This is a genomic window from Nocardia goodfellowii (assembly GCF_017875645.1).
GTDB classification, from domain to species: domain Bacteria; phylum Actinomycetota; class Actinomycetes; order Mycobacteriales; family Mycobacteriaceae; genus Nocardia; species Nocardia goodfellowii.
Window position 1 is genome coordinate 523,182 of sequence record NZ_JAGGMR010000001.1, and the last position, 13,410, is coordinate 536,591.

At 67.4% G+C, this 13,410-nt stretch carries 1 protein-coding gene (cut by a window edge); it reads right to left on the reverse strand.

The genetic code is table 11. The features are described 5' to 3' along the window. Positions 1–13,410, reverse strand: the final stretch of a protein-coding gene (locus tag BJ987_RS02040; RefSeq protein WP_307869417.1) for a non-ribosomal peptide synthase/polyketide synthase. 30,168 nt of this gene lie beyond the right edge of the window; the window shows 13,410 of its 43,578 coding nt (coding positions 30,169–43,578); the start codon falls outside the window, past its right edge; its stop codon occupies positions 1–3.

Below are 13,410 nucleotides of genomic sequence, written 5' to 3' on the forward strand. Positions count from 1 at the left end.
TTAGTCGGCAACAATACGCACCCCGGCATCGGTGGCCTCCTTCTCGTTCGCTTCATCCGGGCGCACGAACCAGTGGGTGACCTCGCCATCTGCGCGGTCGGTCGCCGAATCGCCGGTGGGCAGCACCGACAGCGCGCCGACCGTGGCCGCGGCCAGGAACTCCGACAGTGCCGCCGGACCCGACGCGGCTGTGGTGTATGTCACCGCCTCGTAGTCGATCTCGTGCTCCGCGCACAGCGTGCGTGCGCGCTCCAGCGCCTGTGCCTGGCTGAGCACACTCGACGCCGACGCATCCACGGCGGGCAACACGAAGGCCGGATCGTCCGCGCGCAGCGGGCGGACCCGCTCGTCATCGGACACCGGATGGGCCCCGGCGGCGGCCACCTCGACCTGCGTCGCCGGATCCAGCAGCACCAGCGCGCGCGGCGAGCCGTCCACCGGCTCCCCCGTGATGGCGAAATCAGCTCCGGCGGAACGGATTTCGTCGACGGAGAGGTCTCCGGCGAACAGTGCCGCGGCACCGGCCTTCTGCACCGCCCACAGCGCGAGCACCTGCTCGGGCGAATGCGGCAGGGCCACGGCGACGGTGTCGCCGGGACCGATGTCGCGCCCGATCAGCACCCGGGCCAGCTGCGAGGAGCTCGAGTCCAGCTCGGAGTAGGCGACTTCGGCGTCACCGACCACCAGCGCCGCGGCGAACGGATCCGCCCCGGCGGCCGCGGCGAGCACCTCGGCCACCGTCTGCGAACCGGAATCCGCGGTAGCCGGCGTGGGCACGACCTCGGTGGTGGCCGAGCCGGCGGCACCGAGCAGCGCCGCCCGCTCCGCGGCATCGAGGATGTCGATGTCGGCGACCGGTGTCGCGGGATCGCCCAGCAGAGCCTCCAGGACCCGGTGCATCCGCGCCGCGAGGCGTTCGGCCTCCGCATCGGTGAACCAGGCGGTCCGGTAGGTCCAGGCCAGCTCCATCGTCGACTCGGCGGTCACCACCAGCGACAGCGGGTAGCTGGTGACGGTGTCCGCGACGCCGACGCCGGTGACCGACATGCCGTCGATCGAGTTGGCGGCGGCGATGGCCTCCTTGTCCACCGGATACGACTCGAACACCAGCAGAGTGTCGAAGTGCGCTCCGGCACCGGCGACCCGCTGGATATCGGTCAGATTCGCGTAGTGGTGGTCCAGCAGTTCGGCCTGGTCGAGCTGCAGGCCACGCAGGTACTCGCCGACGGACCCGTGGTCCTCGACGCGAACCCGCACCGGCAGCGTGTTGATGAACAGACCCACCATGGACTCCACGCCCGGCAGTTCGGCCGGGCGACCGGACACCGTGGCGCCGAACACCACGTCCGTGCGACCGGTCAGGCGCCCGAGCACCAGACCCCACGCCGCTTGGACCAGCGTGTTCACCGTGACACCGAGCGCGGCCGCGTGCTTGGCGATCCGCAGGGTGTCCTCGGCGTCGAACTCGGTGACCAGCTTTCCGACCCGGCCGGTGTCGGTCGTCCGCGGCTGCGGCGCCAACTGGGTCGGCTCGGTCAGCCCGGCGAGGGCTCGCTGCCACACCTCCAACGATCCCGGCTCGTCCCGCCCGGCCAGCCAGGACAGGAACTCGCGGTAGGACGGCACCTCCGGCAGCGTGGCGGTATCGCCGTGCACCGCGTACAGCACCAGCAGATCCCGCATCAGCAGCGGCAGCGACCAGCCGTCGAGCAGGATGTGGTGCGTCGTGACCGCCAGCTGCCAGGTGCTCTCATCGGTGCGGTACAGGGTGAAGCGGAGCAACGGCCCCGCCGCCATATCGAAGCGGGTCTCGCGATCGACGGTCACCCGGCGCTGCAATTCCGTGAGCCGTTCGGCCCGCGGCGAGGTCGTCAGGTCGACCTCACGCCACGGCACCTCGACCGCCGCCTGGATCACCTGGACCGGCCGGCCGGCCGAGTCCGTGGTGAAGGAGGCGCGCAGGTTCGGGTAGCGATCCAGGATGCCCTGAGCCGCCGCCCGCAACCTCGCGGCGTCGAGCGTGCCGCCGAGGTCCACCACCGCCTGCATGGTGTAACCGTCGATCGACGAGCGGCTCGACGCGGCCTCGACCAGCAGGCCGGACTGCAGCGGCGAGAGCGGCCACACCTCGGCCAGCGCCGGGTAGTCGCGTTCCCACACCTCGATATCGGACTGTTCCGCCGACACCAGCGGGAGATCCGACGGCGTGTGGCCGCCGGCCTCCGGCTGCCGGGCGTGCGCGGCCAGCGCGGTGAGCGCCGCCAGCCACAGCTCGGCGAGCTCCTGCACCCGCGCGCGGTTCAGCAGACCGGCCGGATAGGCGAAGGAGGTGCGCAGTCGCGGACCGTCCGCCCCGTCGGTGACGCACGCGGTGATGTCGACCGTCGCGGCGGCCGCCATACCCGGGTCCAGATCCGTATCCGGCAGGCCGAGTTCGGCCACCGGCATCCAGCCCACCTCGACCGGCTGATCGGTGTAGTCGGTCAACGTGGCGCCGGTCGGCAGGTGGCCCGCGTAGGCGAACCTGATCTGACCCGCGACCTCGTGCCCGAGACCACCGAGCTGGTCGGCGGTGTCCTCGTTCAGGTACCGCAGCAGGCCGTAGCCGAGGCCGTTGCCGGGCACGGCCAGCAGCTGTTCCTTCACCGATTTCACGACGCCGCCCAGGACGGTTTCGCCCGCGAAGGCCGCGTCGAGGTCGGCGCCGGCCAGATCCACCCGAACCGGGGATTCGCTGGCGAACCAGCCGACGGTGCGCGAAAGGTCAACACCGGCAACACTGTTCGCCGTCCGGTCGGTGTGCACACACCGCACCAGGGCCGTACCGCCCGCCGCTTCGCCGCGCCAGCGGGAAACGGCAAGCGCGAGCGCCGACAGCAGGCTGTCGGTGGCGGCGCCGCGGTACAGCTCCGGAATCGCGGTCAGCACTGCCTCGGTGACACCCGCGGGCACGCTCACGTCCACCCGCTCGACCGTGGCGACCGTGTCGATCGCCGGGTCGAACGCCCGGGTGCCCAGCAGCGGATCCGGAGTCTCCGAAATCTGTTGCCAGAAGGGCAGTTCGGCGGTCCGAGCCGGGTCGTGCGCGGCTTCGGTGAGCGCGTGCGCCCAGCGCCGCATCGAGGTGCCGGTGGCGGGCAGCGCGACCGGCTGTCCCGCCGTCAGCTGCGACCAGGCCACCGCCAGATCCGCGACCACGATGCGCCAGGACGCCTCGTCGCCGACGAAACGGTGCCCGACCACCAGCAGCACATCCGGCTGATCGCCGTCGAAGGCGAACCACACGAACTGGGTCAGCACCGCGTGCGCCGGATCGATACGACCCAGGGCCGCTTCGTATTCGGCGCGAGCCAGCTGCGAGAGCCCGGCCGCGCCGATCGCGCCGGGCACCTCGACCCGGTGCACGAGGGCGCCGACGTCGATCGCGTCGCGATCCAGCGTCTCGAAGAGCCAGCCCGCGGCGCCCGGTACGGCGTCGTCGTGGCGCAGCCGGGCGCGGAGCGCGTCGTGGTGCCGAACGACAGCGTCGATCATCGCGACCAGGGTCTCCCGGTCGATGTCGCCGGGCAGTCGCAGTGCCACGGATCGGGCGAAGCGCGGCGAGGACCCACCGTCGGCCAAGGCTGCCAGCACCGTCGGCGACAACGGAATCTCGCCGACGCCGCCACCGGGCAGCTCGGGCAGTCGTTGCTGCCCCGCTCCCGCGCGCAGGGTCGCGACCTCGGCCAGCGCGGCGATGCTGCGCTGCCCGAACACGTCCCGCGGCGTGAACAGCACGCCGCGTTCCTTGGCCCGCGCCACCAGTTGAATCGCCCGGATCGAGTCGCCGCCCAGGCCGAAGAAGTCGTCGGCGGTGCCGACTCGTTCGACGCCGAGCACCTCGGCGACGACCTCCGCCAGGATCTGCTCGACCGGGGTCGAGGGCGCGCGGAAGGCGGCGGTCTCGAATTCGGGTTCCGGCAAAGCCTTACGGTCCAACTTGCCATTCACATTCAACGGCAACCCATCCAGCACCACAAACGCCGAAGGCACCATGTACGACGGCAAACCCGCACCCAACGCCGACTTCACCGCACCGACATCAACACCACCCTCAGCCGGCACCACATACGCCACCAACCGATCACCGGTACGCGCATCCGACTTCGCCAGCACAGCCACCTGCGCCACCTGCGGCAACGCCAACAACGCCGCCTCGATCTCACCCAACTCGATCCGGAAACCACGAATCTTCACCTGGAAATCGGTACGACCCCGATACTCCAACTCACCATTCTGCCAAGCAACCAAATCACCCGTCCGATACATCCGAGAACCAGCCCCGAACGGATCAGCCACAAAACGATCCGCAGTCAAATCCGCACGACCGAAATAACCACGCGCCAACTGCACACCAGCCAAATACAACTCACCCGAAACACCCTCAGGCACCGGCCGCAACCGACCATCCAACACATACACCCGAGAATTCCACTCCGGCACACCAATCGACACCGAACCCTGATCGGCGTCACCGACCCGATGACTGGTGATCGACACCGCGGCCTCGGTCGGACCGTAGAGGTTGAACAGCTCCGCGGCATTGCCACGACGGAACCGCTGCGCCACCGAGGCCGGCAGCGCCTCACCGATCGCCAGCACGCGCGCCAGAGAGTCGCTGAGCACGCCCTCGGATTCCATCAGCAACGCGTCCAGCATCGAGGGCACCACGTGCAGCGTGGTCACCCCGGTGTCACGCATCAGCTGGTTCAGGTAGCCCGGGTCCTGGTGCCCGTCCGCGGCGGCGATCACCAGACGGCCACCGCATACCGCGGCCGACCAGAATTCCCAGACGGACAAGTCGAACGTCGCGGCGGTCTTCAGCAGCACCGCGTCCGTCGCGTCGAGGCCGAATTCGGCGACCTTCCATTGCAATTGGTTGGCGATCGCGGCGTGACTCACCGCCACACCCTTCGGACGACCCGTCGAACCCGACGTGAAAATCACATACGCCGTATTCGCAGCACCGAACGAACGAACCAACTCCCCCGAACCCAAACCAGCACCGGAAACACCCGACAAATCCAACTCATCAACCGCCACCCACCCCAGCGACGAACCACCCCACGAACCCAACACCGCAGAAGTCGACAACACACACACCGGTGCCGCCGTCTCCAAAATATAATCCACACGATCCACCGGCTGCGACGGATCCAACGGCACATACGCCGCACCCACCCGCGCCACCGCATACATCGCCACCACCAAATCCACCGAACGACCGATAGCCAAAGCCACCCGATCCTCCGCACCCACACCACGACCGACCAACCACCGCGCCAACCGATTCACCCGAACATCGAGCTCGGCATAGGTCAGCGTGGCGCCGTCGTCGGTGACCAGCGCGATCCGCCGCGGATCCGCGGCCACCGTCCGGTCCAGCAGCGACACCAGCGTCGCCGCCGCGTCGACTTCGTGCCGGGTCTCGTTGCGCTCCAGCAGGATTCGATCGCGTTCGGCCGGATCCAGCAGTTCCAGGTCACCGACCGCGGTCTTCGGCGCGGCGACGATCTGCTCGAGCAGACGCACGAACCGGGCAACGAATCCACGCACCGTGGCCTCGTCGAACATGCTCACCGCATAGGTGACCGAGCCGGCGATACCCGCGGGCGCACCCGACTCGTCGTACTGGTCGGCCACGATCCAGTGCAGATCGAACTGCGACACCTCGGCGTCGAATTCGACGCCGGACACCGACAGGCCCGGCAACTCGAAGCCGGTCTTGGCCAGGTTCTGGAACGACAAGCCCACCTGGAACAGCGGATGGCGGGCCTGCGAACGTTCCGGATTGAGCACCTCGACCAGACGCTCGAACGGCACGTCGGCATGGGCGAACACCTGCAGATCGATCTCGCGCTGCCGCGCGAGCAGATCGCTGAACGCCGCGTTCCCGTCGACGCCGGTGCGGAACACCAGCGTGTTGACGAACATGCCGATCACATCGTCGAGCACGGCCTCACCGCGGCCCGCCATCGGCGTGCCGATGGCGATGTCGTCGGTACCCGACAGCCGAGCGAGCAGTACCGCCAGGGCGGTATGCACCACCATGAACAGCGTCGCGCCCTGCTCGCGCGCCAATTCGGCCAGCCCGCTGTGGGTTTCGGCGTCGATGGACACCTCGACACTGCGGCCGACGAAGGACTGCACCGCCGGGCGCGGGCGATCCGAGGGCAGATCCAGCTGATCCGGCAGCCCGGCGAGCGCGTGCTGCCAGTAGCCGATCTGCTTGGACACCAACGAGTCCGGATCGTCCTCGTGACCCAGCAACGCGCGCTGCCACACCGAGTAGTCGGCGTACTGCACCGCCAGCGGCGACCAGCCGGGCGCCCGCCCCGCGGCGCGTGCCACGTAGGCGGTCATCAGGTCGCGGGTCAACGGGGCCATCGACGAACCGTCACCGGAGATGTGGTGCACCACCACGGCCAGGACGTATTCCTCGGTGGCCGCGTCGTCGATCCGGAACAGCGCGACCCGCAGCGGCACTTCGCTGGTGACGTCGAAGACCGACGACAACAGCTCCACCACGGCGGTCATGACATCGGCCGAACCGGCCGAACGCACCTCGAGCTCCGGAACCGCCTGCCCCACCGGCAGCACCACCTGGTGGGCGACACCGTCGCGGTCGGCCGGATAAACCGTCCGCAGCACCTCGTGGCGGGCGACCACGTCGGCCACCGCCAACCGCATCGCGGCCACGTCGAGCGCACCGCTGAGACGCACCGCGACCGGCACGTTGTAGGCCACCGAATCCGGATCGAACCGGTTCAGGAACCACATGCGCTGCTGGGCGTAGGAAAGCGGAATCCGCTCCGGTCGCGCCAGGCTGCCCAGCTCGATACCGCGTCCGGCGTGGGTCTGCGAATCCAGGGCCGCCGCGAGCGCGGCCACGGTCGGCGCCTCGAACAAGGTCCGCACGGCCACCCGTGCGCCGAGCACCGCGCCGAGGCGCGCGCTCACCCGGGTGGCGACCAGCGAGTTGCCGCCCAGGGCGAAGAAGTCGTCGTCCAGACCGACCCGGTCCACACCCAGCACCTCGGCGAACACCGAGGCCACCATTTCCTCCACCGGGGTGGACGGTGCGCGGAACACTTCGGTCTCGAATTCGGGTTCCGGCAAAGCCTTCCGGTCCAACTTGCCATTCACATTCAACGGCAACCCATCCAGCACCACAAACGCCGAAGGCACCATGTACGACGGCAAACCCGCACCCAACGCCGACTTCACCGCACCGACATCAACACCACCCTCAGCCGGCACCACATACGCCACCAACCGATCACCGGTACGCGCATCCGACTTCGCCAGCACAGCCACCTGCGCCACCTGCGGCAACGCCAACAACGCCGCCTCGATCTCACCCAACTCGATCCGGAAACCACGAATCTTCACCTGGAAATCGGTACGACCCCGATACTCCAACTCACCATTCTGCCAAGCAACCAAATCACCCGTCCGATACATCCGAGAACCAGCCCCGAACGGATCAGCCACAAAACGATCCGCAGTCAAATCCGCACGACCGAAATAACCACGCGCCAACTGCACACCAGCCAAATACAACTCACCCGAAACACCCTCAGGCACCGGCCGCAACCGACCATCCAACACATACACCCGAGAATTCCACTCCGGCACACCAATCGACACCGAACCCTGATCCGCCACCGTCACCCGATGACTCGTCACAGACACCGCAGCCTCGGTCGGACCATACAAATTGAACAACTCGGTACGCGAATAATCCCGCAAGAAACGCTGCGCCAACGCACCCGGCAACGCCTCACCGATCGCCAACACCCGCCACACCGAACCCGGGAACTCACCCGCGGTCAACGCATCCAACATCGAAGGCACCACATGCAACGTGGTCACCCACTCACGAGCCATCAACTCATTCAAATACCCCGGATCCCGATGCCCATCCGGCGCCGCAATCACCAAACGACCACCACACACCGCCGCCGACCAGAACTCCCACACCGAAAGATCGAACGTCGCAGCAGTCTTCAACAAAAACGCATCAGCAGTATCCAGCCCGAACTCCGAAACCTTCCACAACAACTGATTCGCAATCGCCCCATGACTCACCGCCACACCCTTCGGACGACCCGTCGAACCCGACGTGAAAATCACATACGCCGTATTCCACGGACGCAGCGGCGTCAGCCGATCCGAGTCCCGGACCGGCGCACCGTTCAGCGCGTCGAGATCCAGTTCGTCGATGCGCACCGAAGGCGCGACATCGGTGTCGAAGCCCACCTCGGCGGTGGTCAGCACACACACCGGGGCCGCGGTCTCGAGGATGTAGTTCGTCCGCTCGGCGCCCTGGTCCGGATCCACCGGCACATAGGCGCCACCGGCCTTGGCGACCGCGTACATCGCGACCACCAGATCGACCGAACGACGGATAGCGAGCGCGACCCGGGCTTCCGGTCCGACACCCAGTGAAATCAGGTGCCGGGCAAGGCGATTCACCCGCTCGTCGAGCTCGGCGTAGGTCAGCATGGCACCGTCGTCGGCGACCAGTGCCTCCCACTCCGGATACGTGGCGACCGTCTTGTCCAGCAACGACACCAGCGTCGCCGCGTCGTCCACCACGTGCGCGGTGTCGTTACGGCCGACCACCAACTCGGCGCGCTCCGCCGGGTCCAGCAGTTCGATATCGCCGACCGGGGTGCGCGGCGTCGCGACGATCTCACCGAGCAGACGCGCGAACCGATCGACGAAGCCCCGCACCGTGTCGTGATCGAACATATCGGTGGCGTAGGTGAAGAAGCCGGTGATGCCCTCCGCGTCACCGGTAGCGCCGTAGCGGTCGGTGGCGATCAGGTGCAGATCGAACTGCGAGAGCTTGGTGTCGATCTCGACACCGGCCACGGTCAGACCGGGCAGCTCCAGCGACGACTGGGCCAGGTTCTGGAACGAAAGACCCACCTGGAACAGCGGATGCCGCGCGGTCGAACGGACCGGGTTGAGCACCTCGACCAGCCGCTCGAACGGCACATCGGCATGGGCGAACGCCTGGATGTCGATATCCCGCTGCCGCGAGAGCAATTCGGTGAACGGCTCGCCCGGATCCACCTTGGTACGGAATACCAGCGTGTTGACGAACATGCCGATCAAATCGTCGAGCACGGCTTCGCCGCGGCCCGCCATCGGCGTACCGATGGCGATGTCGTCGCTACCCGACAGGCGAGCGAGCAGCACCGCGAGCGCGGTGTGCACGACCATGAACAACGTCGCGCCTTCGGCGCGCGCCAGTTCGATCAGCGCCTGATGGGTGGCCGCGTCGATCCGCAGGTCGACCCGGCCGCCCGCGAAGGACTGCACCGCCGGTCGCGGGCGATCCGAGGGCAGATCCAGCTGATCCGGCAGATCGGCCAGTGCCCGCTGCCAGTAGGCGACCTGCTTGGCCGCCAGCGATTCCGCGTCGTCCTCGTTGCCGAGCAGCTCGCGCTGCCAGATCGAGTAGTCGGCGTACTGCACCTGCAGCGGGGCCCAGCCCGGCGCCGCGCCCATGGTCCGAGCCGCGTAGGCGGTCATCAGGTCACGGGTCAGCGGCGCGACCGAGGAGCCGTCACCGGAGATGTGGTGCACGACCATCGCGAGCACGTATTCCGCTGCCGCACCGTCGATCTGGAACAGCGCCGTCTTGACCGGCACCTCCGTGGTGACGTCGAACAGGGTGGAAATCAGTGCGCCGACAGCGGATTCGACCTCGTCCGGCGCAACCGTCCGCACGTCCAGCTGCGGCACGGCCTCCGCCGCCGGCAGGATCACCTGCACCGGACCGGATTCGGTCTCGGGGTAGACGGTGCGCAGGATCTCGTGCCTGCTCACCAGGTCCGCGACGGCAGCGCGCAACGCGTCCACATCCAGCGCACCGGTCAACCGCACCGCGATCGGCACGTTGTAGGCGGCCGACTGGGTGTCGAAACGGTTGAGGAACCACATCCGCTGCTGGGCGAGCGAGAGCGGAATCCGCTCGGGGCGCGCCAGGCTGCCCAGCTCGATACCGCGCCCGGCGTGGGTCTGCGAATCCAGAGCCGCCGCCAGGGCGGTCACCGTGGGGGCCTCGAACAGGGTGCGCACCGGCACCCGCGAATCCAGCACGGCTCCGAGGCGCGCGCTGACCCGGGTGGCGACCAGCGAGTTGCCGCCCAGCGCGAAGAAGTCGTCGTCCAGACCGACCCGCTCCACACCCAGCACTTCCGCGAACACCTCGGCGACGATGCGCTGCATCGGTGTCGTGGGCTCCCGGAAGATCGCGGTCTCGAATTCCGGTTCCGGCAGGGCCTTGCGGTCCAGCTTGCCGTTCACGGTGAGCGGCAGAGCGTCCAGCACCACGTAGGCGTCCGGGATCATGTAGGACGGCAGCACCCTGGCGAGGGCGGGGCTGAGCTGTCCGAGATCCACCGTCTCCGCGCCGGCGGGCACCAGATAGGCCACCAAGCGGTTTCCGATCCTGGGATCGGCCTTGGCGATCACCGCCACCTGCGCCACCTGCGGCAACGCCAACAACGCCGCCTCGATCTCACCCAACTCGATCCGGAAACCACGAATCTTCACCTGGAAATCGGTACGACCCCGATACTCCAACTCACCATTCTGCCAAGCAACCAAATCACCCGTCCGATACATCCGAGAACCAGCCCCGAACGGATCAGCCACAAAACGATCCGCAGTCAAATCCGCACGACCGAAATAACCACGCGCCAACTGCACACCAGCCAAATACAACTCACCCGAAACACCCTCAGGCACCGGCCGCAACCGACCATCCAACACATACACCCGAGAATTCCACTCCGGCACACCAATCGACACCGAACCCTGATCCGCCACCGTCACCCGATGACTCGTCACAGACACCGCAGCCTCGGTCGGACCATACAAATTGAACAACTCGGTACGCGAATAATCCCGCAAGAAACGCTGCGCCAACGCACCCGGCAACGCCTCACCGATCGCCAACACCCGCCACACCGAACCCGGGAACTCACCCGCGGTCAACGCATCCAACATCGAAGGCACCACATGCAACGTGGTCACCCACTCACGAGCCATCAACTCATTCAAATACCCCGGATCCCGATGCCCATCCGGCGCCGCAATCACCAAACGACCACCACACACCGCCGCCGACCAGAACTCCCACACCGAAAGATCGAACGTCGCAGCAGTCTTCAACAAAAACGCATCAGCAGTATCCAGCCCGAACTCCGAAACCTTCCACAACAACTGATTCGCAATCGCCCCATGACTCACCGCCACACCCTTCGGACGACCCGTCGAACCCGACGTGAAAATCACATACGCCGTATTCGCAGCACCGAACGAACGAACCAACTCCCCCGAACCCAAACCAGCACCGGAAACACCCGACAAATCCAACTCATCAACCGCCACCCACCCCAGCGACGAACCACCCCACGAACCCAACACCGCAGAAGTCGACAACACACACACCGGTGCCGCCGTCTCCAAAATATAATCCACACGATCCACCGGCTGCGACGGATCCAACGGCACATACGCCGCACCCACCCGCGCCACCGCATACATCGCCACCACCAAATCCACCGAACGACCGATAGCCAAAGCCACCCGATCCTCCGCACCCACACCACGACCGACCAACCACCGCGCCAACCGATTCACCCGAACATCGAGCTCGGCATAGGTCAGGACCTGTCGCGACTCACCCGGTCCGTCCGCCACGATCGCGTCCGATTTCGGGTACGCGGCCACGGTCGCGTCCAGCAGCGACACCAGCGTCGCGGCCGGGTCGACCTCGTGCCCGGTGTCGTTCCAGACGCGCAGGATCCGATCGCTCTCGGCCGCGTCGAGCATTTCGATCTCGCCGACCCGCACCGTTCCGTCGGCCATCACCGCGTCGAGCACGCGCACGAAGCGGTCCGCGAAACTCTGCACCGTGGACTCGTCGAAAAGATCGACGGCGTAACCGATTTCGGCCACGAGCTCAGCCGCCGTGCCGTCCTCGGCATAGTGATCGACCATCGTGACGTGCAGGTCGGTCTTGGCCAGCTGCGAATCGAAGTTGACCGCGCTCACCGAGAGACCGGGCAGTTCGAAGGCGGTGTCGGCCAGGTTCTGGAACGAGAAGCCCACCTGGAACAACGGGTTGTGCGCCGTGGAACGCACCGGGTTGAGCACCTCGACCAGGCGCTCGAACGGCACGTCCGCGTTGGCGAACGCCTCCAGGTCGCGTTCCTTCACGTCGGCGAGCAGATCGACGAATCGGTCGCCCGGCGCGACCCGGGTGCGGAACACCAGGGTGTTGACGAACATGCCGATCATGTCGTCGAGTTCGCGTTCACCACGACCCGCGATCGGCGTACCGACCGCGATGTCGTCGGTGCCGGACAGACGGGACAGCAGCACCGCCAGCGCCGCGTGCACCACCATGAACAACGACGCGTTGTGCGCGCGAGCCAGCTCGAGCAGGCGGGCATGCCGCTCCGGGGAGATCTCGAAGCGAATCGCCTTGCCGTGGAACGACTGTGCGGGCGGCCGCGGCCGATCCGTGGGCAGCTCCAGCCGGTCGGGCAGATCGGCCAGCGCGGCCTGCCAGTAGGCCACCTGCTTGGCGCCGAGCGATTCCGGGTCGTCCTCGGCGCCGAGCACCGTGTGCTGCCACAGCGCGTAGTCGGCGTACTGCACCGGCAGCGGAAGCCACTGCGGCGCATCGCCTTGCACCCGAGCCACGTACGCGGTCATCACGTCGCGCGCCAGCGGAGCCAGCGAGAAACCATCGGCCGAGACGTGATGCACCGTGAAGGCCAGTACGTGCTCGTCCGGCGCGATCTGGAACAACGCCATCGCCAACGGCACCTCGACCGTGACGTCGAAGGCGGTCAACGCGAATTCGATGACCTTGCCGATCAGTTCGTCCTCGCTGACCTGCACCGGCGTCAAACGGGTCGGGGTCGCGCCGACCGGCAGGATCACCTGGTGCGGACCCTCCGCCGACTGCGGATAGACGGTCCGCAGCACTTCGTGGCGGGCCAGCAGGTCACCGATCGCCAGCTCCAGCGCGGCCACGTCGAGCGTGCCGGACAGCCGGACGGCGAGCGGGATGTTGTCGACGGCCGACGTGGCCGGGTCGAACTGGTTGAGGAACCAGTAGCGCCGCTGCGCCGAGGACAACGGAATGCGTTCCGGCCGTGGGCCGGCCACCAGCGGCGGCCGAGCCCGGCCCGCACTGCCGTTCTCCTCCAGCCGCGCCGCGAGCGCGGCCACGCTGGATGCCTCGAACAGATCGCGCACCGACAGCTGCCGGTCCAGCGCGGCGCCCAGCCGCGCGTTCACCCGGGTGGCGATGAGCGAGTTGCCGCCCAGCGCGAA